Source organism: Streptomyces sp. NPDC044704 (genome assembly GCF_056433525.1).
Genome location: NZ_JBWKGY010000014.1, coordinates 22102 through 46766, shown reverse-complemented (window position 1 = coordinate 46766; position 24665 = coordinate 22102). Strand labels below are relative to the sequence as shown.

The following is a 24665-nucleotide window of genomic DNA, read 5'->3' as shown; positions in this document are numbered from 1 at the left end:
ATGCACCCGGTGACGGAGGACAGCACAGCACTGGACGGAACGGCGTTCGACGAGGTGGTCGAGTTCACCTCCGCGCTGATCCGGATGGACACCAGCAACCGCGGCGGCGGTGACTGCCGGGAGCGGCCCGCCGCCGAGTACGTCGCCGAGCGGCTGGCCGGAGCCGGGCTGGAGCCCGTCCTGCTGGAACGCACCCCCGGCCGCACCAACGTGGTGGCCCGCATCGCCGGCACCGACCCGACCGCCGACGCGCTCCTCGTCCACGGCCACCTCGACGTGGTCCCCGCCGAGGCCGCCGACTGGACCGTGGACCCCTTCTCCGGCGAGGTCAGGGACGGGGTGGTCTGGGGCCGGGGCGCCGTCGACATGAAGAACACCGACGCGATGGTGCTGGCCCTCGTACGGGCCTGGGCGCGCGCGGGCGTCCGGCCGCGCCGGGACGTCGTGATCGCCTTCACCGCCGACGAGGAGGACAGCGCCGTCGACGGGTCCGGCTTCCTCGCCGACCACCACCCGCACCTCTTCGAGGGCTGTACGGAGGGCCTCGGCGAATCCGGTGCCTTCACGGTGCACACCGGACGCGGCGGCCCCCTCTACCCCGTCGCCGCCGGTGAACGCGGCACCGCCTGGCTGAAACTCACCGCCCACGGCACCACCGGGCACGGCTCCAAACCCAACCGGGCCAACGCCGTCAGCCGCCTCGCCGCCGCCGTCGCCCGGATCGGCGCGTACGACTGGCCGGTCCGGCTCACCGACACCGTCGTCGCCTGCATCACCGAACTCGCCGCCCGGCAGGGCCTGTCGGTCGACCCGCGCGCTCCCGGCTTCGACCTCGACGCGGTCCTGCCCAAGCTCGGCCCGGCCGCCGCCCTCGTGGAAGCCACCGTCCGCAACAGCACCAACCCGACGATGATGAACGCCGGTTACAAGCTGAACGTCATCCCCGGCCACGCCACCGCCTACGTCGACGGCCGGATGCTGCCCGGCGGGGAAGCGGAGTTCACCGCCACCCTCCACGCGCTCACCGGCCCCGACGTGCACTGGGAGTTCCACCACCGGGAGGTCGCCCTCGAAGCCCCCGTGGACGGGCGCACCTTCGCCGTCCTGCGCGAGAGCGTCGAGCACTTCGACCCCGACGGCCACGTCGTCCCCTTCTGCATGGCCGGCGGCACCGACGCCAAACAGTTCTCCCGGCTCGGCATCACCGGCTACGGCTACTCCCCGCTCAAGCTGCCCCCGGGCTTCGACTACTGGTCCCTCTTCCACGGCGTCGACGAACGGGTCCCGGTCGACGCCCTGCACTTCGGCGTCCGCGTCCTCGACCGCGCCCTGCGCGCCCTGTGAACGGCGACCCGGGGACCGCGGCCCCCGGCCCGGACCGGCCCTACGGCAGCTGGCCCTCCCCGATCGACGCCGCGCTCGCCGCCTCCCACGACGGCCGCCCCGAGTACCTGGGCACGGTGGGCGCCGAGGTGTGGTGGACCGAGCCCCGCCCCCGGGAGGGCGGCCGCCGCACCCTCGTGCGCCGGCCCGCCGACGGGCGCGCCGCGCGTTCCGTACTGCCCGCCCCGTGGAACGTGCGCAGCCGCCTCACCGAGTACGGGGGCCTGCCCTGGGTGGGCGCCGAACGGCCCGCCGGGGGCCCGCTCGTGGTGTTCGTCCACCACGCCGACCAGCGGATGTACGCGTACGAACCCGACGCGCCCGGCAGCCCCGGACCCCGCCCCCTGACCCCGCTCTCCCCGGTCGGCGGCGGCCTGCGCTGGGCCGACCCGGTGCTGCGCGGCACCGAGGTGTGGTGCGTGCTGGAGGAGTTCACCGGCCCCGGACCGGGCGACGTGCGCCGGGTGACCGCCGCCGTACCGCTGGACGGATCGGCCGCCGGTGACCGGAGCGCCGTACGGGAGCTCACCGACGACCGGCACCGCTTCCGGACCGGGCCCCGGCTGTCCCCCGACGGACGGAGCGCGGCCTGGCTGGTCTGGGACCACCCCCGGATGCCCTGGGACGGCACCGAACTCCAGCTGGCCGACGTCACCCCGGAGGGTACCCTCACCGCCCCCCGCACCGTCCTCGGCGGGCCCGCCGAAGCGGTGGCCCAGGTGGCGTGGGCGGCCGACGGGACCCTGCTCGCGGTCAGCGACCGCAGCGGCTGGTGGAACCCGTACCGCGTCGACACCGGGGGCGGCGGGGCGGTCAACCTGTGCCCCCGGGAGGAGGAGTTCGGCGGGGCGCTGTGGAAGCCGGGGCTGAACTGGCTGGCCCCGCTGTCCGGATCCCGGGCCGAGGGCTCCGGGGGCGGGCTCCTCGCCGTCCTGCACGGCCGGGGCGCCGCGGTCCTCGGCGTCCTCGACCCGGACAGCGGCGACCTCGTCGACGCCGCCGGGCCCTGGACGGCCTGGCAGCCGACCCTGGCCGTCGTCGGCACCCGCGTCTACGGGGTCGCGGCGAGCCCGCGCAGCGCCTACGAGGTCGTCGAACTGGACACCGCGACGGGCCACGCCCGCGTCGTCGGGGCCCGCGCCGCCGACCCGGTGGACCCCGCCCACTACCCGGAGCCGCAGAGCAGGACCTTCCCCGGCCCGGGCGGCCGGGACATCCATGCCCACGTCTACCCGCCGCACCACCCCGCCGTACGGGCCCCGGCCGCCGAACCGCCCCCGTACGTGGTGTGGGCGCACGGCGGCCCCACCGACCACGTGCCGCCCGTACTGGACCTCCACATCGCCTACTTCACCTCGCGCGGCATCGGCGTCGTGGAGGTCAACTACGGCGGGTCCACCGGATACGGCCGCGCCTACCGCGAGCGGCTGCGCGAACAGTGGGGGGTGGTCGACGTCGAGGACTGCGCGGCCGTCGCCCGCGCCCTGGCCGCCGAGGGAACCGCCGACCCCGGCCGGCTCGCCATCCGCGGCGGCAGCGCCGGCGGCTGGACCGCGGCCGCCTCCCTGACCGCCACCGACCTCTACGCCTGCGCGGCGATCAGCTACCCGGTACTGGACCTGCGGGGCTTCGCCGCCGAGACCCACGACCTGGAATCGCACTACACCGACGGGCTGGCCGGACCGCCGCAGACCCTGGCGCTGCGCTGCCGCGAACGCTCCCCGGTGTCCCGCGCCGACCGGATCACCGCCCCGTTCCTGCTGCTCCAGGGCCTGGACGACCCGGTCTGCCCGCCCGCCCAAGCCGAACGGCTGCTCGCCGCGCTGCGCGGGCGGGGAGTGCCCCACGCGTACGTCACCTTCGAGGGCGAGGGCCACGGCTTCCGGCGCGCGGAGACCATGGCCGCGGCCCTGGAGGCCGAACTGTCCCTGTACGTCCAGGTCTTCGGGATCGACCGGGACGACGTCCCCCGTCTGGCCCTGCACGGCTGACCCCCGGGGTGTGCGCGGCCTGCCCGGCCCGCCGCCGCAAGCGGTGGCGCCGGGCACCGCGGCGGCCGCTCAGGCCGTGTGCAGCCAGACCCGGAGCGGTCCGACCGGGGCGAATCCGGCGCGGACGGCGGCGTCGAGGTCCTCGCCGTGCTCGTAGCCCACGAGGGGCAGCGCCGGCCACAGCCCGGAGGCCGTGGTGACCGCGGCCGCCCACGCGGAGTCCGTGCCGGCCGCGTCCGGGGCGAACAGGTTGGACACCCCGGCCACCCCGCCGCCCGTACTGAGCACGGCTCCGGCGACGATCCGGCCCCCGGAGCGGCCCGCCAGGAAGACGACGTCCGGGGACAGCAGCCCGGGCCGGAACAGACCGGACGCCTCCTCCCCGGCCCACGCGGCCTCCCAGTCCGCCAGTTCCCCGGGGCCGGAGACCCGCGACCACCGCGGGCCGCCGCCGCCGCTGCCGACGGGCGCGGGTCCCGCCGGGCGGTGGATCCACTGCGCCTCGAACAGGACCTCGAAGCCGGCCGGGCCCAGATCGAGCGAGGCGAAGCTGTCCTTCACCGAACAGCCGGGCGAGCCGGTGTCGATCCCGCCGAGCACACCGGCGACCGGGGCGGACGGGGTCAGGGACACCGCGTCGGGGTACAGGGGCGGGGTGCGTACGGCGCTGGTCCAGGCGTCCGGACCGAACACCCCGGCCGCCCCGTGCGTCCGGCAGACCGCGTCGCACCAGTCGGCGTTGTTGCGCGCGGCCGCGCGAAGGAGGTCCGGAGGGTTCTGAGTGGTGATCACAACCAGGATGCTGTCACGCCGGCACTAGCCTGGGAGGATGGAATTTCCGTCCTACACAGTCCAGGGCGCGCGGGTGGGTCTGCGGCCCTTCCGGCAGTCCGACGGGCCCGAGTTCGCGGCCCGCGCGCACGAGAGCCGCGACCTCCACCGGCCGTGGCTGTTCCCGCCCGTCACCGTCGAGGAGTACGAGCCCTACGTGGCCCGCCTCGCGGGGGACGCGGGCCGCGCCGGGTTCCTCGTCTGCGAACTCGCCACGGGGGCCATCGCCGGCTTCGTCAACGTCAACAACATCGTCCACGGCGCCTTCCGGTGCGGCGCCCTCGGCTACGGGGCCTTCGCCCACGCCGCCGGGCGCGGGCTGATGGGGGAGGCCCTCGCCCTGGTCACCGCCCACGCGTTCGCCCCGGCGGACGGCGGCGGCCTCGGCCTGCACCGCCTGGAGGCGAACGTCCAGCCGGGCAACACGGCCTCCCTCGCCCTGGTGCGCGGCCGCGGCTTCCGGCTGGAGGGGTTCTCCCCGGACTTCCTCTACGTCGACGGCGCCTGGCGCGACCACGAGCGCTGGGCGCTGACCGCCGAAATGCCCGCCCCGGAGGGAGCCGATCGCCCAGGATGAGGTCATGAGAACCCTCGTGCTCCTCGACGCCCCGTCCAACCTCGGCCTGCGGCCGCCCGCGCCCGGCACCGTACCCGGCGTGTACAAACTGGCCGGCGCCCTGCGCGAACAGGGACTGCTGCACAAGCTCGGCGCCCGCGAGGGCGGGGTCGTCGTCCCGCCCCGCTACGACCGGGGCGACTGGCGGGAGGGCGACGGCGTCTTCCACGCCGCCGCCCTCGCCCGGTACACCGTGACTCTCGCCGACCGGATCGAGAAGCACCTGCGGGCCGGGGAGTTCCCCGTGGTCCTCGGCGGGGACTGCTCGATCCAGCTCGGCGCCGCGCTCGCCATGCGCCGCATCGGACGCTACGGACTGGCCGCGATCGACGGCTCCGCCGACTTCCGCCATCCCGGCAACGAGGCCGTCAACGGACCCGTCGGCGCCGCCGCCGGCGAGGAACTCGCCCTGGCCACCGGGCGCGGCCAGAGCGACCTGACCGGCCTGGAGGGACTCGGGCCGTACCTGCGCGACGAGGACGTACGCCTCTTCGGGCTCCGTGACGGCGACGCGGACCTCCCCGAACTGCGGGCCGCCGGGATCTCCACCGCCACCGTCGGGGACATCCGCGCGCACGGCGCCGGAACGGTCGCCCGGGCCGCGCTGGAGGGACTGCACCCGCCGGCGACGGCCGGCTTCTGGATCCACCTGGACGCCGACGTCCTGGACCCGTCCGTCATGCCCGCCGTGGACAGCCAGGAGCCCGGCGGACTCCGTCCCGGGGAACTCGCCGCACTGCTGGCCGTGCTGGTCGGGTCGCCGCGCTGCGTCGGGCTCAACGTCACCGTCTACGACCCGGACCTGGATCCGGACGGGAGTGCGGGCGCCCTCCTCGCCGACCTGGTCGCGGACGCCTTTGCGTAATCCTGACCGGTGGTGATCCGCGGAACCCCTGTGCACCGGCCGCGGTGGCGTGTTCCATTCCTTCATGGCCACCACCGTCCGACGTGCCCTGCTGACCCTTCCCGCAGCCCCGTTGGGTCCCGACAACCCCCTGCCCGCCCTGCGCGCACCCGACGGGGTGCACGCGCTGGACGAGCGCGCGCGTCACGGGCTGCCGCGCGACATGGCCCGCCAGATCGGGTACGAGCCGCTGCGCTCGCTGCTGCCCGTCCCGATCCGTGACGGGTACGGACGCGAGCGCGCGGAGCGGGAGTTCGACGCGGTCGTCATCGAGAACGGCCTGCTGCGCGTCACCGTGCTGCCCGCGCTCGGCGGGCGGATCCACTCCCTCGTCCACCTGCCGACCGGCCGCGAACTGCTCTACCGCAACCCGGTGTTCCAGCCCGCCAACTTCGCCCTCAACGGCGCCTGGTTCTCCGGCGGCATCGAATGGAACATCGGCGCCACCGGACACACCGCCCTGTCCTGCGCCCCGTTGCACGCCGCGCTCGTTCCCGCGCCCGACGGGGGCGTGATGGTACGGCTGTGGGAGTGGGAGCGGCTGCGCGACCTGCCGTTCCAGGTGGACCTGTGGCTGCCCGCCGACTCGGAGTTCCTCCACGTCGGCGTCCGCGTCCGCAACCCGCACGAGCGGCCCGCGCCCGTGTACTGGTGGTCCAACACCGCCGTCCCGGAAGGCCCGGGCACCCGCGTCCTCGCCCCCGCCGACGAGGCCTGGCACTTCGGGTACGAGCGCTCCCTGCGCCGGATCCCCGTCCCCGAATGGGAGGGCGGAGACCGCACCTACCCGACGCGCAGCACCTACCCGGCGGACTTCTTCTACGAGGTCCGCGACGCCGACGCGGGCCGGCCCTGGATCGCCTCCCTCGACGCCGACGGGCACGGCCTCGTACAGGCCTCCACGGCCCGGCTGCGCGGCCGCAAGCTGTTCGTGTGGGGCGCCGGCGCGGGCGGCCGCCGCTGGCAGGAATGGCTGACCGAGCCCGGCACGGGCGGCTACGCCGAGATCCAGGCCGGGCTGGCCCGGACCCAGCTGGAGCACGTACGCCTCGAACCCGGAGCCGAGTTCAGCTGGCTGGAGGCGTACGGGCCGCTGAGCGCCGACCCCGCGCGGGTGCACGGCCCCGCCTGGGCCGACGCCCGGGGCGCGGCCACCGAAGCCCTCGACGCCGTCCTGCCCGCCGAGGCGCTCGACACCGCGCACAAGGCCTGGCGGGGCTGCGCCGACACCGCGCCGGGGGAGCGGCTGGCCACCGGCTCCGGCTGGGGCGCGCTGGAGGTGCTGTGCGGGGGCTTCGACCTGCCGGGCACCCCCTTCGAGGAATCCACCCTCGGCCCGGCCCAGGAACCCTGGCTGACGCTGTGGCGCACCGGGGTCCTGCCCGCGCCGCGCAAGGCGGCCCCGCCCGGCGAGGCCCTGGTCGCCGCCCACTGGCGGGACATGCTGGAGACGGCCCCCGCCGACCCGCTGACCGAGTACCACCTGGGCGTGGCCCAGTGGCACGCCGGCGACACCGCCCAGGCCGTACGGAGCTGGGAGCGCGGCCTGTCCCTGGCCCCCTCCCGCTGGCCCCTGCTGCGCTGCCTCGCGGTGGCCGACGTGCTGGCCGGCGACCCGGCCCGGGCCGCCGACCGGTACGCCGAGGCCTTCGCGGACCTCGCCGAGGAGAGCCGCGGCGGCGAGCACTGGACCGCCGCCGAATCCGCGCTGGGCCGGGAGGCGATGACCGCACTGCTCGCCGCGGGCCGGCCCGCCGCCGCACGGGAGGTGTGGGAGCGGCTCCGGCCGGCATCGCGCGAGCAGGGCCGGTTCCGGCTGCTCGCCGCCCGGCTGCTGGCCGCCGAGGGACACGTGGGCGCGGCCCGGCGGCTCTTCGAGGACGGCTTCGAACTCGCCGACCTCCGCGAGGGGGAGGAGGTCCTGTCCGAGGTCTGGGCGGCCCTCTCGGACGCCGCGCTGCCGCCCGCGTACGACTTCCGCATGCGCCCGCCCGGCGGACAGGACGCCGACGGCACTCACTAGCCCAGTTCCTCCCGGACCACCTCGGCCACCAGGCCGCGCAGCCAGGTGTGGGCGGGGTCGGCGGCGTACCGGGGGTGCCAGGCGAGGGAGAGTTCCAGGGCCGGCAGGTCGAGCGGGATCGGGAAGGTGGCCAGGCCGAAACGGCGGGCCGTCGCCGAGTGGACGCGGTCGCCGAGGATGCCGACGAGGTCGGTGTCGAGCAGGGCCAGCAGGGCCGAGGCGAACGTCGGGTAGACGGCCACGACCCGGCGCGTACGGCCCTGTCCGGCCAGGGCCGTGTCGATCGGTCCGGCGAACCGGCCCCGGCGCGAGTAGTTGAGGTGGTCGGCGGCGGCGAACCTGGCGACGGTGACGGCGTCGTCCAGCAGGGGGTGGCCGGCGCGGGCCACGCCCACGAAGCGGTCCGTCAGGAGCGGTTCGATCCGGGTCTCCGGACTCGGGTCGGCGATGTTGCCGAGTTCCAGGTCGGCCAGGCCCTCGCGGAGGTACCGCACGTCCTGTGGGCCCTCGCCGAGGAACCGCAGGGACACGCCCGGAGCCTCGGCCCGGACGCGGGTCAGCAGCGGCGCGCCGAGCCGGACGACCAGGGACTCGTCCGCCTGGACGGTGAAGACCCGCTCCAGCCCGGCCGGGTCGATCTCCCCGGCCGGGGTGAGGACGGCGCGGGCGCGGGAGACCAGCTCGTGGACCTCGGCCCGGACGGCCAGTGCGCGCGGGGTGGGCACCATGACCCGACCGGAACGGACCAGCACCGGATCGCCGAGGGCGCGCCGGATCCGGGCGAGGGTCCGGCTCATCGCCGGGGACGACAGGTTGAGCCGGTCGGCGGCGCCGCCGACGCTGCCCTCTTCGAGCAGGGCGTCCAGGGCGATCAGCAGGTTCAGGTCCCATTGCATGCGGTGCACTTATCTCTTCGCCAGGTTGCATTTGAAGGCAAGTCCGGTGCGAGCCTACCGTGGCAGCACGGCCGGCCCCGTCACTCTCCCTCGGACGAAAGATCCCTGAAATGACCCTGGTTGAAGAGCGCCGCGCGCCGCGTCCCGTCGGCCGCCGCGCCGTGTACGCGGTGATGGCCGCGTGTTCCGTTCTGGTGGTGTCCCTCGTGGCGGCGGTCAACCTCGCGATCCCGAAGCTGGCGGCGAGCCCGCTCGATCCGTCCGCCGGGCAGATGCTGTGGATCGTCGACACGTACGTGCTGGTGTTCGGCTGCCTGCTGATACCCGCGGGCGCGGTCGGCGACCGCTACGGACGCAAGGGCGCCCTGCTGACGGGCCTGGCCCTGGTCGCCGCCGGCGCCCTGTTGTCCGCGGCGGCCCCGGGCGTCGCCGTCCTGATCGCCGGCCGGGCCGTCACCGGCGCGGGGGCGGCCCTCGTGATGCCGGCCACCCTGTCGCTGATGCTGGAGGTGACGGAACCCTCCGGACGCCCCGAGGCCGTCGCCGTCTGGACGGCCGCGACCGGCATCGCCGGCGTCGTCGGGAACATCGGGGGCGGCCTCGTCCTCCAGTACCTGCCGTGGCAGGCCCTGTTCCTCGCCGTCGCACCGTCGGCCGTCGTACTGGGCCTGCTGGCGGCCCGCTTCGCCCCGCGCGGCGAGCGCCGCCCCGCCACCCTGGACGCCGTCGGCTCGGCCCTGCTCGTCGCGGCCGTCGGCACCCTCCTCCACGGCATCATCGAGGGCCCCTCCTCGGGCTGGACCTCCTTGCAGGTGCTGGGCGCGCTCGCCCTGTCGGCCGTCCTGCTGGCGCTCTTCGCGCTGCGCTCCCTGCGTACGGCCCATCCGCTGATCGACCCGCGCGTCTTCCGCAGCCGCAGGCTGCGCGCCGGTTCCCTCGGCGTCGGCGTCGCGTTCTTCGGGCTGTTCTCCCTCTTCTACGTCAACGCCCAGTACCTCCAGTACGCCAAGGGGTACTCGCCGCTGCTCGCCGGCTGCGCCATCGCCCCCCTCGCCCTCGGCATGATGATCGCCTCCCGCCGCAGCATCGCCCTGGCCGCCCGGTTCGGCGACGCGGTCGTCGCCGTGGGCCTCGCCGGGATCGTCACAGGGCTGTTCCTGATCTCCTTCGCCACCGCCTCGACGCCCTATCCGCTCTACGCCCTCTTCCTCGTGGTCCTCTCCGTGGGCATGGGCCTGAGCGTCCCCGTCCTGTCCGCCGCGGTGATGACCTCCCTGCCGCAGGACCGGGCCGGGCTGGGCTCGGGCCTGAACGGCGCCACCCGGGAGATCGGCAGTGCCCTGGGCGTCGCCGTCCTGGGCACGGCCCTGTCCGCCCACGGCTCGCAGGACTTCTCCGGTGCGATGTCCTTCGGCCTGCGCGTCGTCGCCGCCCTGGTGCTCGCGGCGTCCGTCCTGGTCCTGTCCTGGTGGCGCCGCCGGTAGGGCCGCCCTCTCGGCGCCCTTTACTGCTGCGCGTTACTGCTACGCGTCACTGCTACGCGCGGCAGACCAGTTCGCCGTTCAGGACCGAGAACCAGGCGTCGGGGGCCGCGCCCCAGGTGTGCCAGGCGTCGGCGATGGCGTCCAGGCCGGTCCGGGTGGCGTGGCCGCCGTCCGTCGCGATGGCCGCGTACGCGGAGGCCGTCGTGCGGTCCGCCCACAGGGAGGACCACCAGGCGACCTCGTCGGCGGTGGCGTAGCACCAGGACGTCGCGGACGCCGCGACCTCCGTGAAGCCCGCCGCCCGGGCCCACGACAGCAGCCGGCGCCCGGCGTCGGGCTCGCCCCCGTTGGCGCGGGCCACCCGCCGGTACAGGCTCAGCCACTCCTCCAGGCCGGGCGTCGCCGGGTACCAGGTCATCGCCGCGTAGTCGGCGTCGCGCACGGCCACGATCCCGCCCGGCCGGCACACCCGGCGCATCTCGCGCAGGGCCCGGACCGGGTCGCCCACGTGTTGCAGCACCTGGTGGGCGTGGACCACGTCGAAGGATCCGTCGGGGAAGTCCAGGGCGTGGACGTCCGCCGTGCCGAAGTCGACGGCGTCGCCCAGTCCGCGTTCCGCGGCGTGGGCGCGGGCCTGCTCGATCACGTCCGGCGCCGCGTCCACGGCCGTCACCCGGCCTCCGGGGGCCACCAGTTCCGCCAGGTCCGCGGTGATGGTGCCGGGACCGCAGCCCACGTCCAGGACCCGCATCCCCGCGCGCAGGTGGCCGGTCAGGTAGGCCGCCGAGTTGGCGGCGGTGCGCCAGCGGTGCGAGCGCAGGACCGACTCGTGGTGGCCGTGGGTGTAGACGGCCGTCTCGTGGGGCGTGTCGGCGGCAGCGCGGGCGTCGTGGGCGTCGCGGTCGTTGTGGGTGTCGCGGGTGTCGTGGGCGTCGGTCATGGCGGAACCCCTCCTCGTCGAAGCGTTGTGATCACCGTAGGTGATCCGCCCGGGATGTGAGACCTACGTTTTGGAATGTGGACACCACCCTTGTTCCGCAAGGGGATTCGGCAGCCGCGTGGCGGGGCAGGGTGGCGAGGAGCGGTTGCGGGGGAGGGCGGCTCGCCAGGGCGGGGCAGGCCTTCGGTACGGCAGGAGGCGCTGACGGGCACATGCGCCCAAATAATCGTATAAAGGGCAGGGGTCGGTCGGTGGTGGCAGCGGAGAGGCGGGCACGGTGGCGGGGATGGCCGAGGGGACGACGGAAGGACTGGGCCGGGCCAGGGCGTGGGGCCCGGCCGCCCAGGGGCGCGGGCCCGTCCGGTACGGTCCCCCCGCCCCCGAGCCGGGCCTGCCCGTCCTGCCCGAGCTGACCGCCGCCCTGGCCGACGCCGCCGACCGGGCCGCCCCCGAGCCCCCGGGCGGCGGCGAACCCGTACGCGAGGCCGCCTGCCGGCACTGGGCCCGGCGCGGGCTGGCCACCGCCCCGGAGAACGTGGCCGCGGGACCCGGCGCCCCCGCCCTGCTGCTGGCCCTGCTCGGCGCCTACGGCGGCGACGTCATGCTGCCCCGGCCCTGTCCCGCCTGGTGGACCCCGCAGGTCCGACTGCTGGGACGGCGGGCCTACCACGTGCCGACCCCGGCCGAGTGCGGCGGCGTACCCGACCCCTACGCCCTGCTGGAGACCGTGCGCAGGGTCCGCGCCGAGGGCGGCGACCCGCGCGTCCTGCTGCTGTCGGTGGCCGACGACCCGACCGGTACCGTGCCGCCGCCCGAGATGCTCCGCGAGGCCTGCGAGGCGGCGGAGTCCGCCGGACTGTTCGTGGTCAGCGACGAGAGCTGGCGCGACACCGTCCACCGGCCCCACGACACCCTCGTCCTCAGCCCCGCCGAGATGCTCCCCGACCAGGCCGCCGTCCTCGTCGACCTCTCCGGCGCGCTGCTCCCCGGCGGCTGGCCCGCCGCGGTGCTGCGCCTGCCGGGCACCCCGCGCGGAACCTGGCTGCGCGCCCGCACCCTCGACATCCTCACCGCCACCGGCGCCCTGATCGCCGGCCCGGTCGCCGGGGCCGCCGCCCTCGCCCTGGACGAACCCGACGCCGTCGCCGGACGGGCCTACGCGGCGGCCGCCCTGCACGGCACGGTGGCCGCCGCCGCGCACCGGCGGCTGCTGGCCGCGGGGGCGCTCGCCCGGCCCCCGGAGGCCGGCCGGCACCTGTACGCGGACCTGACGCCGCTGCGCGCCGGACTGGCCCGGCACGGCGTGGGCGACGCGATGGAACTGGAGGACTGGCTCGGCGCCCGGCTGGGCACGCCGACACCCGGCGGCCAGCGGTTCGCGGACGAACTGGGCGCGCTGCGCGTCCGCTTGTCGACCGGACCGCTGCTGGGCGCCTCGGCGCGGGAGCGGCTGGCCGCGCTGGGCGCCCCGGATCCCCTGGCCCTGCCGCACGTCCGGGGCGCGCTGGACCTGCTCGGGTCGGTTCTCGCCGGGCTGGCCGACTGACCGCGGCTGAACGGAGACTTCCGGATGAGGGACCAGACCGGCGCCCCCGCGCACCGCGCCGCCGCGTCCACCCCCGGCCCCGCGGCCCGCCCCGTACCGCCCGCCGCGCCCCCGCCCGGCGGCAGCCGCCCCGCCCCGCGGCCGGCCGGGGAAGTCAGGGTGTGGCCGCGGTCGTTCGCGGACCGGCTGACGACGCCGCTGCCCGGGGTCCGGGCCTTCGCGCGCCTCGCCCGCGAGGGGGCGTTCCGGCCCGGCCCCGAGGGGCTCCGCGGGATCCCCGACCTGCCCTGCGCCCCGGCCCCGCTGCCCCCCGCGCCCCCCGGGACGGTCTGCGTCACCTGGGCCGGACACGCCAGCTGGGTCGTGCGCGCCGGCGGCCTGACCGTGCTCACCGACCCCGTCTGGTCCCGCCGGATCCTCGGCACCCCCGCCCGGATGACGCCCGTCGGAGTCCGCTGGGAGGACCTGCCGCCCGTGGACGCGGTGGTGATCAGCCACAACCACTACGACCACCTCGACGCCCCCACCCTCAAGCGGCTGCCCCGCCACACCCCCCTGTTCGTCCCGGCCGGACTGGCCCGCTGGTGCCGCCGCCGGGGCTTCACCCGGGTCACCGAGCTCGACTGGTGGGAGTCCGCCGAACTGGGCGGCGTCCGCTTCGACTTCGTACCGGCCCACCACTGGTCGAAGCGGACCCCCTTCGACACCTGCCGGACCCTGTGGGGCGGCTGGGTGCTCACCGACACGGGGACCGGCCGGAAGGTCTACTTCGCGGGCGACACCGGCTACGGGCACTGGTTCGCGGAGATCGGACGCCGCCACCCCGCCGTCGACCTCGCCCTCCTGCCGGTCGGCGCCTACGCCCCCCGTTGGTGGCTCGGTGACGTCCACACCGACCCCGAGGAAGCCGTACGGGCCTGCACGGACCTCGGCGCGCGCCGGATGGCCCCCATGCACTGGGGCGCCTTCGTCCTCTCGGCGGAGCCGGTCATGGAGCCCCTGCACCGCACCCGGGCGGCCTGGGCCCGGGCCGGCCTGCCCCGCGAGGACCTGTGGGACCTCCCGATCGGCGCCTCGCGCACTCTCGAAGCCGACCCCTAGGGCCCGGCCGTTCCCCGAACTGGTGTCGTAGGATCCCCTGTTCATGGACGCGAGTGCGGGACCGCAGACGATCGCCGTCCCGCCGGGACGGGTCACCCTGTCGGACCGGCGGACGCGGCGCAGCTGGACGGTGGAGCTCGCGCCGTACCGGATCGCGGCCCTCCCCGTCACCCAGGCGCTGTACGCGGACGTCACCGGCCGCCGGCCCAGCACCGCCCGGGGCGACCTGCTGCCCGTCGAGAGCGTGTCCTGGTGGGACGCCGTCCGGTTCTGCGACGCCCTGTCGGAACGCGAGGGACTCGCGCCCGCCCACCGCTTCCACGCCGACGGCCAGGGCGTCGACCTCGTCGCGTCCGCCGACGGCTACCGGCTGCCCACCGAGGCCGAATGGGAGCACGCCTGCCGCGCCGGCACGAGCGGGCCGCACTACGGGCCCCTCGACGAGATCGCCTGGTACCGCGCCAACTCGCAGGAGCGCGTCCACGAGGTCGGCGGCAGGCTCCCCAACGCGTGGGGCCTGTACGACATGATCGGCAACGTCTGGAACTGGTGCTGGGACGTCTACGACGCCGAGGCCTACGGCAGCTACCGGGTGCTGCGCGGCGGCGGCTGGTTCGACGAGCACTGGAGCTGCCGGGCCTCCGCCCGGCGCCGGAGCCACCCGAGCTTCCGGGTCGAGGACGTCGGGTTCCGCGTGGCACGTTCCGTGACCACCACCGAGGGGAGAGGGGACGTCGATGGACGACCGTGAGCTCGTGTACCTGGGAGCCGCCCGGCAGGCCGAACTCGTGCGCGCCGGCAAGGTGTCGGCGCGCCGGCTCGTGGAGGCCGCCCTGCACCGCGCCGAACGGCTGGACCACCGCCTCGGCGCCTTCCGCGTCCTGCTCGCGGAGCGGGCGCTGGCCGAGGCCGACGCCCGCGACGCGGCCCTCGCGGCGGGCGGGCCCGGCGCGGACGGGCCGCTGCTCGGCGTGCCGGTCGCCGTCAAGGACGAGCTGGACGTCGCCGGGGAGGTGACGACCTTCGGGGGCGCCGCCAACCTGACGCCGGTCCCGCACGACTCCGAGGCCGTCCGCCGGCTCCGGGCCGCCGGAGCGGTGATCATCGGCAAGACCACCATGCCCGAGTTCGGCCAGTGGCCGTTCACGGAGTCGGCCGCCCACGGCTACGCCCGCAACCCCTGGAACACCACCCGCACCACCGGCGGCTCCAGCGGGGGCAGCGCCGCCGCCGTCGCCGCGGGTCTCGCGGGCGCCGCGCTCGGCGGGGACGGCGGCGGTTCGATCCGGATCCCGGCCGCCTGCTGCGGCCTGTTCGGCCTCAAACCGCAGCGCGGCCGCGTCCCCACCGCCCCGCACCCGCACCTCTGGTACGCCCTCGGCACGATCGGACCGCTCACCCGCACGGTGCTCGACAGCGCCCTGCTCTACGACGTCCTCAGCGGCCCGGCCGACGGGGACCGCTGGACGGCACGACCCGCCCGCACGAGCTTCGTCCACGCGGCGTCCACGGAACCCGGCCGGCTGCGCATCGCCTACTCCGCCAAACCCGCCGTGCCCGGCGTGCGCCCCCACCCCGAACACGTCGCCGCCCTCGACGACACGGTACGGATCCTGCGCGAACTGGGCCACGACGTACGGGAGGCCGACCCCCGCTACCCCGACACCACGGCGGCGTTCCTGCCGCAGTTCTGCGGGGGCGTCCGCGCCGAAGCGGCGACCGTGGAACGGCCCGACCTGCTGGAGCTGCGCACCCGCCGGACGCTGCGGCTCGCCCGGCTGGCACCGGAGGCCGCGGTGGAACGGGCCGTCCGCGCGGGGGAGCGGATGGCGGAGCGCGCCGGCCGCTGCTTCGCCGGAGCCGACCTGCTGCTCACGCCGACCCTGGCGGCCCGGCCCCGGAAGGTCGGCGCCCTCGACGGCGCCGGCACCACCGCCGCCATGCTCCGCTCCCTCCCGATGATCGCCTACACCGCCCTGTGGAACGTCACCGGTCACCCCGCCGCCTCCGTCCCGGCCGGCTTCGGCTCGGACGGACTGCCCCTCGCCGTCCAACTGGTGGGCCGGGAACACCAGGAGACGACCGTCCTCCAGGTCGCCGCCCAGCTCGAAGCCGTCCGCCCCTGGGCCGACCGCACCCCGGACCTCCCGTACTGACGGGCGCGGTGGGCGCGGCGCCGCCGCGGACCGCGCCTACCGCCGCACCCGCCGCCACACCGCCGGGCCGACGCTGATCAGCAGCGTCAGCCCGACGGCCAGGGCCACGCCCTTCCAGGGCTCGGAGAACAGCGAACCGCCCAGGATCCCGATCAGGCCGTACGTCGCCGCCCACGCCAGGCAGGCCGGGGCGTCCCCCCGGGCGAAACGCCGCAGCGGCAGCCCGCCCAGCAGACAGGCCAGCATCACCGGGATCCGGCCCGCCGGCACCAGCCGCGACAGCACCAGCACCAGCACGCCGTGCTCGTCGAGCTTCGTCCGCGCCCGCTCCAGCCGCTCCGGCGTGGCCCGCCCGCGCAGCGACTCCAGCCAGCGCGAGCCGCCCCGCGAACGCACCCCGCGCTGCCCCAGCCAGTACAGCGAGACGTCCCCCAGGAACGCCGCCAGCGCGGACACCACGAACACCAGCAGCAGGCCGAACGGCAGCGACTGGTGGAACGCCACCACCGCCGCCGTACTCACCAGGGCCCCCGTCGGAATCACCGGCACCAGCGCGCCCAGCGCCACCAGCACGAACAGCGCCGGATACCCGACCGCCTGCTGGGTGGTCTCCGGCGGCACCTGGCCGGCGGCCAGCGCCGCCTCCCGCCACGGGATCACGGCAGCCGCACCCGCTCCCCGTGGGCCGGGACCCGGACCGTCACCTTCGGCGCGAGCCGCCGCGCGTGCCGGGCGAACTCCTCGCCGGGCGCGTGGAACTCGTGCGGGCGCACCGCGTCCATCCCGATCGGCCAGTACGTCCCGTAGTGCACCGGCACCGCCGCCGCGGGAGCCAGGTCCGCCAGGGCCCGCGCGGCCCGCTCCGCGTCCAGGTGCCCCGGACCCAGGTACGGCCCCCACCCGCCGACGGGCAGGAGCGCCACGTCCACCGGCCCGACCTCCTCGGCCATCGTGTCGAACAGACCGGTGTCCCCGGCGAAGTACGTCCGCGCCGCGCCCTCGACCACGTACCCCAGCGCGGGGGACCGCTGCGGCCCGAACGGCAGCCGCCGCCCGTCGTGCCGCGCGCTGACCACCCGGACCCGTACGCCGTCCCGTACGGCCACCTCGTCGCCCGGGGCCACCTCCGCCACCACCAGGTCCCGCAGCCCCGCCAGCCGCTCCAGCCCCGGCACGGCCCGGCGCGCCCCCCGCGGCACCACCAGCCGCGCCCCGCGCGGCACCCGGGCCAGCGACGGCAGGTGCAGGTGGTCGGAGTGCAGGTGCGACACCAGCACCACGTCCGCCTCGGCCGCCCCGGGCGGGGGCATCGCCCCGCGCCGCCGCCGCAGGTGCGCGAGCCGCCGGGCGAACAGCGGATCGGTCAGCAGCCGCACCCCCGAGTCCCGCACGGTGCACGTGGCGTGCCCCCACCAGGTGATCTCGACCGCCACCACGGTCCTCCCTCCCTCGGCCCCGCCTCCCGTCGAGCTTAGGGGGTGTCCGCACGGTCCCGCCGGGCGTGCCGCCGGAGCGGGGCGGATCCTCCCGGCCCCCTCCTCCCGGGGCCCGGATCGGAGTAGGGTCGGGCGCCATGGATGAGCTGCGCGTGGCCGCTATCGCCAGCCTGGCCCCGCTTGAGGAACTCGACGCCGATCCCTTCGCCGTGGACACCCGGAGCCAGCACGCCATGTGCGCGCGCTGGGCCGCGGAGCGGGGCTACGTGGTCACCCGGCACCTGCTCTTCTACGGGCTGCGGGCCGACCACTGCGGACTGTGGTGTGACGTGGAAGCCGGCCAGGTCGACCTGTTCGTCGCCCCCAACCGGAGGGTCCTGGCCCGGGCGCTGAGCTCCGTCGAGGAGTTCGCGGCCGAGTGCGCGCGGCGCGGCGTACGGCTGGAGACCGCCGGACTGGACGAGCCGCAGTACACCTCCGCGATGAAGGCCGAGGTGCACCGCAGGCTCTCCATGCCGACCGCCGGCTACGACGGCACGTAGGCCGCCTCTTCCGGATCCACCCCGGGCTCTTCCGGATTCACCCCGGGCTCTTCCGGATCCACCCCGGGCCGGTGCCGCCCGGGGTCCCGTCGGTCCGGCCCGCCGTACGTCCGTGCGCCACCCGTGTCGCCCGCCGCGCCCCGCCGCCCTGTGCGACGCTGGCCGGGGGGCCGCTGGTGGGGCGCGGCCCGGGACGTGAGGCGGGTACGGGCGTGTGGCGAGGGCGGTTGCGGTGGCGGGCCGCGGGCGGCGCACTGGTGCGGGTGGTCATCGTGTGGGCGGTGTCCACGCTGACCCTGCTCGTCCTCGCCGGGATCCTGCCCGACTTCCGCCTCCAGTCCGCCGACGGCGACAGCGTCACCCGGATCGGGCTGACCGCGGGCTGGGGCGCCGGCGCCTTCGGCCTGCTGAGCGCTCTGGTGTGGCCGGTGCTCGTACGGGCCCTGCTGCTGGTCCCCGCACTGGTCCTCGGGCTGCTCGTCTTCTTCCTCAACGGCTCGCTGCTGCTGATGGCGCTCAGCCTGATCCCCGACGACCGGGGCACCCTGGCCCCCGAAACGGCGGTGGTCGTCGCCGCGGTGATGTCCGCCGTGGCCTCCGCCACCTCCACCGCGCTCGCGGTGCGCGACGACGAGGCGTACCGGCGCCGCCTGTACCGGCTCGCCGACCGGCGGCGGCGCCGCCAGCGCCGTGCGGGCGCCCCGGGAGCGCCCCCGGCCGCCCCCGGGCTGGTCTTCCTCCAGCTCGACGGCGTCGGCTACGAGGTGCTGCGCAGGGCGGCCGCCGAGGGGCTGATGCCGACGGTGGAGGGCTGGCTGGAACGCAGCCACCGCGTCATGTCCTGGCGCACCGACTGGTCCAGCCAGACCGGAGCCAGCCAGCTCGGCATCCTGCACGGCTCCAACTTCGACGTCCCGGCGTTCCGCTGGTACGAGAAGGACACCCGCGAGGTGATGGTCTGCAACCGGCCGACCAGTGCCGCCGAACTCCAGCGGCGGGCCGTCCTGCGCACCGGTGACGGCGGGCTGCTGACCCTGGACGGGGCGAGCCGGGGCAACCTGTTCAGCGGCGGCGCCGACCAGCTGGCCCTGGTGCTGTCCGTCGCGGCCCGGCGCGGGCGCGCCAACCGCTCCCGCGCGGGCTACTTCGCGTACTTCTCCGACCCGGCCAACGCCGTCCGGACCGCCCTCTCCTTCACCGCCGAAGTGGTGCGCGAGATCGGCCAGTCGCTGCGCTCCCGGGCCCGCAAGGACGAGCCCAGGGTGGCGCGCGGCGGCCTGTACCCCGTGATCCGGGCGTTCGCGACGGTGATCGAGCGGGACGTGGTCGTCTCGGCGGTGATCGGGGACACCCTGGCGGGCCGCGCCGCGGTCTACGCGGACCTGGTCGCCTACGACGAGGTCGCGCACCACTCGGGCCCGCACGGCGGGGACACCGACCGGGTGCTGGCCCGGCTGGACCGGAGCCTCGCGCTCATCGCCCGGGCCGCCGAGCACGCCCCGCGCGCCTACCGGTTCGTCCTGCTCTCGGACCACGGCCAGAGCCCGGGGGAGACCTTCCTCGGCCGCTACGGACTCACCCTGAAGGACCTGGTCCGCGCCGGCTGCGGACTGCCGGTCTCGCGCCGGGCCGGCGGCACGCGCAGCGGGGCCGAGGCCCGCGCGGCCGTGCTGGCGGCCCTCCACCGGCCGGAGGAGGAGGACGGCGAGGAGGTCCATCCGCCCCCGGGCTCCGACCCGGTGGTGCTGGCCTCGGGCAACCTCGGACTGATCTCCTTCCCGGACCTGCCCGGGCGGGCCCCGCGCCGGTGGATCGAGCGGGCCCACCCCGCCCTGCTGGCCACCCTGGCCAACCACCCCGGGGTGGGGTTCCTGCTGGTGGACGGCGAGGTGCTCGGCCCGGACGGCGCGTCGGCGCGGCTGGACGTACCGGGGGCGGCGGAGGAGCTGCTGGCGGCGTTCGGGCCGGGCGCGGCCGACGCGGTCCGCCGGACGGACTCCTTCCCGCACGTGGCCGACATCATGGTCAACTCGGCGTACGACCCGGTGAGCGGGGCCGTGCACGCCTTCGAGGAGCAGATCGGCTCGCACGGCGGTCTCGGCGGGGAGCAGGGGCACCCGTTCCTGATGTGGCCCACGGAACTGTCGGACCCGGGCCGGGAGCTGGTGGGTGCCGAGGCGGTGCACGATGTCCTGCGCCGCTGGCTGCGCGAGGCGGACGGCCCCCAGGTGCCGCTCGCGGACCGGCCGGAGGAGGATCCCCGGCGGGAGGCCGACCCGGACGGAACCTTTCCTTCCGCAGGGGTGCCCGCACCGGACGAAACCCGGTGATTTGGTGCGGAGTTCACGGTGCCCGACCATGGGGCGTCCTGACCAGCATGTGAGACATTCCGAGGCGCACCCCCGATGACCAGCACCGCAGCCCCAGCCCCGACCACCACCGGGGCCACGGGCCCCGCGGAGGCCACCGGACCCGCCGGGGCCGCCGCGGCCACGGGACCCGCCGGCCAGGGCGGCGGTCCGCACGCCCGCCGCTTCGGCCTCCCGACCGCCGTCTGCCTGGTCATGGGCAACATCATCGGCGGCGGGATCTTCCTCCTCCCCGCCTCGGTCGCCCCCTTCGGCACCGTCAGCCTGCTCGCCTTCGGTGTGCTGACCCTCGGCGCGATCGCCCTCGCCCTGGTCTTCGGCCGCCTCGCCGAACGGCACCCGCAGACCGGCGGGCCGTACGTCTACGTCCGCGCCGCGTTCGGCGACTTCGCGGGCTTCCTCGCCGCCTACAGCTACTGGATCACCACCTGGGTCTCGAACGCCGCCCTCGCGGTCGCGGCCGTCGGCTACCTCTCCGTGCTCTTCCCCGCGATCGGGGACCACAAGTGGTCCATGTGCCTGGCCGCCCTGGCCGTCCAGTGGCTGCCCGCCCTCGCCAACCTGGCCGGCACCCGGTACGTGGGCGCGGTCCAGCTCGTCGCGACCGTGCTGAAGCTCGTCCCCCTGCTGCTCGTGGCCGTCGGCGGACTGTTCTTCTTCGACCCGGCCAACCTCGGCCCCTTCCGGGCCACCGACCAGAGCGCCGTCGGAGCCGTCTCCGCCTCCGCCGCGATCCTGCTCTTCAGCTACCTGGGCGTCGAGTCCGCCGCCGTCAGCGCCGGCGAGGTCCGCGACCCGGCCCGCAACGTCGGCCGCGCCACCGTCCTCGGCACCGCGGGCGCCGCCACCGTCTACCTGCTCGGCACCCTCGCCGTGTTCGGGCTGGTCGCCCACGACCGGCTGGTCTCCTCCGAAGCCCCCTTCACCGACGCCGTCAACGCCATGTTCGGCGGCACCTGGGGCGGCACGCTCGTCGCCTGCGCCGCGGTGGTCTCGATGGTCGGCGCGCTCAACGGCTGGACCCTGCTCAGCGCGCAGACCCCGTACGCGGCCGCCCGGGACGGGCTCTTCCCGAAGGTCTTCGCGACCAAGCGGCGCGGGGTCCCCGTGGCCGGCGTCCTCGTCACTGTCGTCCTGGCCTCCGGGCTGACCGTCTACAACTACACCGCCGGATCCGAGGGCGTCTTCGAGGTCCTGGTCCTCGTCACCACCTTCACCGCGACCGTTCCCTACCTGCTGTCCACCGCCGCGCAGATCTTCTTCCTCCTCTCCGGCCGGTCCGAGCGGGTCCACCGCGGCCGCCTGGTCCGCGACGCCGCCCTCGCCTGCCTCGCCTTCGGCTTCTCCATGTGGCTCGTCGCCGGCTCCGGCTACGCCGCCGTCTACCAGGGCGTCCTGTTCCTCTTCGCCGGCGTCCTCCTCTACGCCCTCATGGCCGCCCGCCGCCAGCGCGGAGCCGCCGGCTAGGAACCGTCGACGCGGGAAAACCGGGTGCTCCGGGGGCCGCGGTGCGCACACACTGGGCGCACCACAGCCCCCGGCCCCGAAGGACGACCGCACCCGTGCAGGCAGCCGCCACCGTCACCCCCGCCCAGATCCCCGAACTCCTCCTCGGCCTCGCCACCGTACGGCCGGTGTTCCTCTGGGGGGCGCCGGGCATCGGCAAGTCCTCGCTCGTGCGGAAGTTCGCCGACTCGCTGGGCCTGGAGTGCGTCAGCCTCCTCGGTACCCAGCTCGCCCCCGAGGACCTGATCGGCGTCCCCCAGATCCGCGACGGCCGCTCCGTGTTCTGCCCGCCGGAGGCCATCGCCCGCGACGAGCCGTACTGCCTCTTCCTCGACGAACTCAACGCAGCGAGCCCCGACGTCCAGAAGGCCTTCTACTCGCTGATCCTCGACCGGCGCATCGGCTCCTACGAGCTGCCCGCCGGCTCCATCGTCATCGGCGCGGGCAACCGCGCCACCGACAACGCCCTCGCCCGGCCCATCGCCTCCGCCCTCGTCAACCGCCTCACCCACGTCCACCTGCGGGCCTCCGCACAGGACTGGCTGGTCTGGGCCGGCGAGCACGGCATCCACCCCTGGATCACCGACTACCTCACCGACCGCCCTGACCACCTCTGGTCGCAGCCGCCGAAGACCGAGGAGCCGTTCTCCACGCCGCGTTCCTGGCACATGCTCTCGGACGCCCTGCACTCCTTCGGGACCGGACTGGACGAGGAGACCCTCAAGGTCGTGGCCCACGGCACCCTCACCCCGGCGCACGCCGTCTCCTTCTGCGGCTACGCCAAGATCGTCCGGCACTCCTTCGGCATCGAGGCGATCTTCAAGGGCGAGGCCTCCTGGCCCACCCGCCTCGCCGACCGCGACCTGCTCTACTACCTCGCCGACGCCTTCCGCGGCCGCCTCGTCAAGGAACTCCCGGCCCGCAAGGAACACGTCTCGCCCGCCGTCCGGCAGATCTCCCACCGGGCCAAGTCACTGCTCGTGCAGCTCGCCGAGATCTCCGTCGAGGTCGCCCAGACCGTCATCGCCGACGACGCCGACGGCCTGCCCGTCCTGCCGTCCTGGTTCCTCGTCGAGGCGGCCCGTGACATGCCCCGCCTGGTCGAGGCCCGCCGATGAGCGCCGCGCGCGGCCGCGCCCGGAAGGAAGCCGGGCCCGACCCCGCCGACCGGGCCTTCGCCGAGGGACTCGCCCTGGTCAAGCGCAACCCCGCGCTCGCCGCCGTCGAAGCCAGGATCTGCCGCCCGGCGAAGTGCCCGGACACCCCCGCCTCGGGTCTGGCCGCGGTGGACTCCAACGGCACCGTCCACGTCCACCCCACCCGGCGCGCCGAACCGGCCGAGTGGGCCTGGGCCCTCGCCCACGCCTTCCTCCACCTCGGCTTCGGCCACGTCCCGGCCGCCGAGGACCCGGACCGGCCCCGGCCCGACCGCTTCGACCTCGCCGCCCGCTGCGCCGTCGTCAACCGCTTCCTGCTGACCTTCCCGGCCGGCCGGGCCCCCGACCACCTGCCCGCCGGCTACCCCGGCGGCGACGAGGACGCCCTGGCCGCCCGCTGGCGCCGCGACGGCATCCCCGCCGCGTACGAGCAGTGCGGCACCGCCGGGGACGGCCCCGACCAGCTCCTCGTGGCCTGGAACTCCTGGAACACGGCCGTCCCGGACTGGGAGACCGCCTTCGCGCACGCCCTGACCCGCAGCGTCTCCGCCGCCATGGACGTCGCCGGAGGCCGCCGCGACCGGGCCACCGGCGAGCGCCTGCGCCAGCACCCCTGGGACCGGGCCCTGAACTGGTTCGTCTCCTCGTACCCGCTGCTCGGCGGGCTCGCCGGGGGCCTGACGATCGTCGCGGACGCCGAGGTGGCCCGCGCGAACGGCATCGCCGTCGCCGCCGTCAGCGCGAGCGCCGGGGAGATCTACGTCAACCCGCTGCGCACCCTCACCGACGGCGAGTGGCGGTTCGTCCTGGCCCACGAGATGCTGCACGCCGCCCTGCGCCACGGAGAGCGCCGCGGCGCCCGCGACCCGTACCTGCACAACGTCGCCGCCGACTACGTGGTCAACGGCTGGCTCGTCGAGATGGACGTCGGGGACATGCCCGACGGACTGCTGCACGATCCCGCCCTGAGCGGCCTGTCCGTCGAGGAGGTCTACGACCTCATCGCCACCGGCCTGCGCCGCGGCCGCCGGCTCGCCACCCTGCGCGGCAAGGGCGTCGGGGACATCCTGGGCGAGCCCCTGTCCCACCCGGCGAGCGTGCCGTACACGGACCTGGACGAGTTCTACCGGCGCGGCCTGGTCCAGGGCTTCGACCTGCACGCGCACGGGGACCGCGGACTGCTGCCCGCCGGCCTGGTCGAGGAGATCCGCGCCCTGGCCCACCCGCCGGTGCCCTGGGACGCGCGGCTCGCCCGCTGGTTCGACGAGTACGTTCCCCGGCCGGAGCCCGTACGTTCCTACGCGCGCCCGGCGCGCCGCCAGGCGTCGACCCCGGACATCCCCCGCGCGGGCCGCCACTTCCCGCCCGAGGAGATCGCCCGCTGCACCTTCGGGGTGGTGCTCGACACCTCGGGCTCCATGGACACCGCCCTGCTCGGCAAGGCGCTGGGCGCGATCGCCTCGTACGCGGAAGCCCGCGACGTACCGGCCGCCCGCGTCGTGTTCTGCGACGCGGCGCCGTACGACGCGGGCTATCTGCCCCCGACCGAGATCGCGGGCCGGGTACGGGTGCGCGGCCGGGGCGGCACGGTGCTCCAGCCGGGCATCGACCTGCTGCTGCGGGCGGAGGACTTCCCGCCCGGCGCACCGGTGCTGGTGATCACGGACGGGTGGTGCGACACCCTGCGGATCCGGCGCGAGCACGCCTATCTGGTTCCGCAGGGTGCCTCCCTGCCGTTCACCCCCAGGGGGCCGGTGTTCCGGCTCGCCTGAGGACCCCGAGGG

20 protein-coding genes are annotated in these 24665 nt (G+C 75.8%); 15 read left to right on the top strand and 5 right to left on the bottom strand.

Annotated elements, in window-relative coordinates:
- Both AC07B0_RS28585 and AC07B0_RS28580 read left to right on the top strand, forming a co-directional pair.
- Entirely contained in the window at positions 1-1344 is a 1344-nt protein-coding gene (locus tag AC07B0_RS28585) for a M20/M25/M40 family metallo-hydrolase (RefSeq protein WP_467293460.1), read from the top strand.
- On the top strand, positions 1341-3374 hold the full coding sequence (locus AC07B0_RS28580; RefSeq protein WP_478899197.1) for a S9 family peptidase: 2034 nt from the start codon (positions 1341-1343) through the stop codon (positions 3372-3374). The genes AC07B0_RS28585 and AC07B0_RS28580 overlap by 4 nt, the downstream gene beginning before the upstream one ends.
- A 69-nt stretch (positions 3375-3443) precedes the next feature.
- Here the strand turns inward: AC07B0_RS28580 and AC07B0_RS28575 are convergent, their stop codons facing one another.
- Positions 3444-4166 carry a hypothetical protein gene (locus tag AC07B0_RS28575; RefSeq protein ID WP_478899196.1) on the bottom strand — a complete coding sequence of 241 codons (723 nt, stop codon included), beginning with the start codon at positions 4164-4166 and terminating at the stop codon, positions 3444-3446.
- A 37-nt stretch (positions 4167-4203) separates the two neighbouring features.
- Here AC07B0_RS28575 and AC07B0_RS28570 point away from each other — a divergent pair, with 37 nt between their 5' ends.
- From AC07B0_RS28570 to AC07B0_RS28560, 3 genes are all read left to right on the top strand, one after another.
- Positions 4204-4782 carry a GNAT family N-acetyltransferase gene (locus tag AC07B0_RS28570; RefSeq protein WP_478899195.1) on the top strand — a complete coding sequence of 193 codons (579 nt, stop codon included), beginning with the start codon at positions 4204-4206 and terminating at the stop codon, positions 4780-4782.
- Positions 4783-4786: 4 nt separating this feature from the next.
- Entirely contained in the window at positions 4787-5686 is a 900-nt protein-coding gene (locus AC07B0_RS28565; RefSeq protein WP_478899194.1) for an arginase family protein, read from the top strand.
- Positions 5687-5750: 64 nt separating this feature from the next.
- Positions 5751-7748, top strand: coding sequence for a DUF5107 domain-containing protein (locus tag AC07B0_RS28560; RefSeq protein ID WP_478899193.1), 1998 nt, complete (start codon positions 5751-5753; stop codon positions 7746-7748).
- On the opposite strand, the gene AC07B0_RS28555 is transcribed toward AC07B0_RS28560, so the two are convergent.
- Positions 7745-8644 (bottom strand): LysR family transcriptional regulator, encoded by a 900-nt coding sequence (locus AC07B0_RS28555; protein WP_356881086.1) that lies wholly within the window; start codon positions 8642-8644, stop codon positions 7745-7747. The two genes, AC07B0_RS28560 and AC07B0_RS28555, sit on opposite strands and share 4 nt — an antisense overlap.
- A 110-nt stretch (positions 8645-8754) precedes the next feature.
- On the opposite strand from AC07B0_RS28555, the gene AC07B0_RS28550 reads away from it, so the two are divergent.
- Positions 8755-10128, top strand: coding sequence for an MFS transporter (locus AC07B0_RS28550; protein WP_469382292.1), 1374 nt, complete (start codon positions 8755-8757; stop codon positions 10126-10128).
- A gap of 52 nt (positions 10129-10180) precedes the next feature.
- Here the strand turns inward: AC07B0_RS28550 and AC07B0_RS28545 are convergent, their stop codons facing one another.
- A complete protein-coding gene (locus AC07B0_RS28545) occupies positions 10181-11068 on the bottom strand; it encodes a methyltransferase domain-containing protein (RefSeq protein WP_478899192.1) in 888 nt (295 codons plus the stop codon).
- Positions 11069-11354: 286 nt separating this feature from the next.
- Here AC07B0_RS28545 and AC07B0_RS28540 point away from each other — a divergent pair, with 286 nt between their 5' ends.
- From AC07B0_RS28540 to AC07B0_RS28525, 4 genes are read left to right on the top strand one after another with little or no spacing between them, the layout of a single operon-like run.
- A complete protein-coding gene (locus tag AC07B0_RS28540) occupies positions 11355-12614 on the top strand; it encodes an aminotransferase class I/II-fold pyridoxal phosphate-dependent enzyme (RefSeq protein WP_469384574.1) in 1260 nt (419 codons plus the stop codon).
- 24 nt (positions 12615-12638) lie between these two features.
- A complete protein-coding gene (locus AC07B0_RS28535; protein WP_478899191.1) occupies positions 12639-13715 on the top strand; it encodes an MBL fold metallo-hydrolase in 1077 nt (358 codons plus the stop codon).
- A gap of 43 nt (positions 13716-13758) precedes the next feature.
- Positions 13759-14466 carry a formylglycine-generating enzyme family protein gene (locus AC07B0_RS28530; RefSeq protein WP_469384578.1) on the top strand — a complete coding sequence of 236 codons (708 nt, stop codon included), beginning with the start codon at positions 13759-13761 and terminating at the stop codon, positions 14464-14466.
- Entirely contained in the window at positions 14453-15871 is a 1419-nt protein-coding gene (locus AC07B0_RS28525; RefSeq protein WP_478899190.1) for an amidase, read from the top strand. The genes AC07B0_RS28530 and AC07B0_RS28525 overlap by 14 nt, the downstream gene beginning before the upstream one ends.
- A 36-nt stretch (positions 15872-15907) precedes the next feature.
- On the opposite strand, the gene AC07B0_RS28520 is transcribed toward AC07B0_RS28525, so the two are convergent.
- Positions 15908-16531 carry a DedA family protein gene (locus tag AC07B0_RS28520; RefSeq protein ID WP_467293210.1) on the bottom strand — a complete coding sequence of 208 codons (624 nt, stop codon included), beginning with the start codon at positions 16529-16531 and terminating at the stop codon, positions 15908-15910.
- Complete coding sequence (locus AC07B0_RS28515) at positions 16528-17304, bottom strand: MBL fold metallo-hydrolase (protein WP_356883158.1); 777 nt, start codon at positions 17302-17304, stop codon at positions 16528-16530. Before AC07B0_RS28515 ends, AC07B0_RS28520 begins: the two co-directional genes overlap by 4 nt.
- A 140-nt stretch (positions 17305-17444) precedes the next feature.
- Between AC07B0_RS28515 and AC07B0_RS28510 the strand changes: the two genes are divergently transcribed.
- The 5 genes from AC07B0_RS28510 to AC07B0_RS28490 all read left to right on the top strand — a co-directional run bounded on the left by AC07B0_RS28510 (position 17445) and on the right by AC07B0_RS28490 (position 24653).
- On the top strand, positions 17445-17849 hold the full coding sequence (locus AC07B0_RS28510; RefSeq protein WP_356883160.1) for a hypothetical protein: 405 nt from the start codon (positions 17445-17447) through the stop codon (positions 17847-17849).
- A 212-nt stretch (positions 17850-18061) separates the two neighbouring features.
- Complete coding sequence (locus tag AC07B0_RS28505; RefSeq protein WP_478899189.1) at positions 18062-20179, top strand: phage holin family protein; 2118 nt, start codon at positions 18062-18064, stop codon at positions 20177-20179.
- 75 nt (positions 20180-20254) lie between these two features.
- Entirely contained in the window at positions 20255-21685 is a 1431-nt protein-coding gene (locus AC07B0_RS28500; protein WP_478899188.1) for an amino acid permease, read from the top strand.
- A gap of 95 nt (positions 21686-21780) precedes the next feature.
- Entirely contained in the window at positions 21781-22842 is a 1062-nt protein-coding gene (locus AC07B0_RS28495; RefSeq protein ID WP_356883166.1) for an ATP-binding protein, read from the top strand.
- Positions 22839-24653: a vWA domain-containing protein gene (locus AC07B0_RS28490; protein WP_478899187.1), complete on the top strand. Its 1815-nt coding sequence runs from the start codon at positions 22839-22841 to the stop codon at positions 24651-24653. The genes AC07B0_RS28495 and AC07B0_RS28490 overlap by 4 nt, the downstream gene beginning before the upstream one ends.
- The last annotated feature ends 12 nt before the right edge of the window (positions 24654-24665 follow it).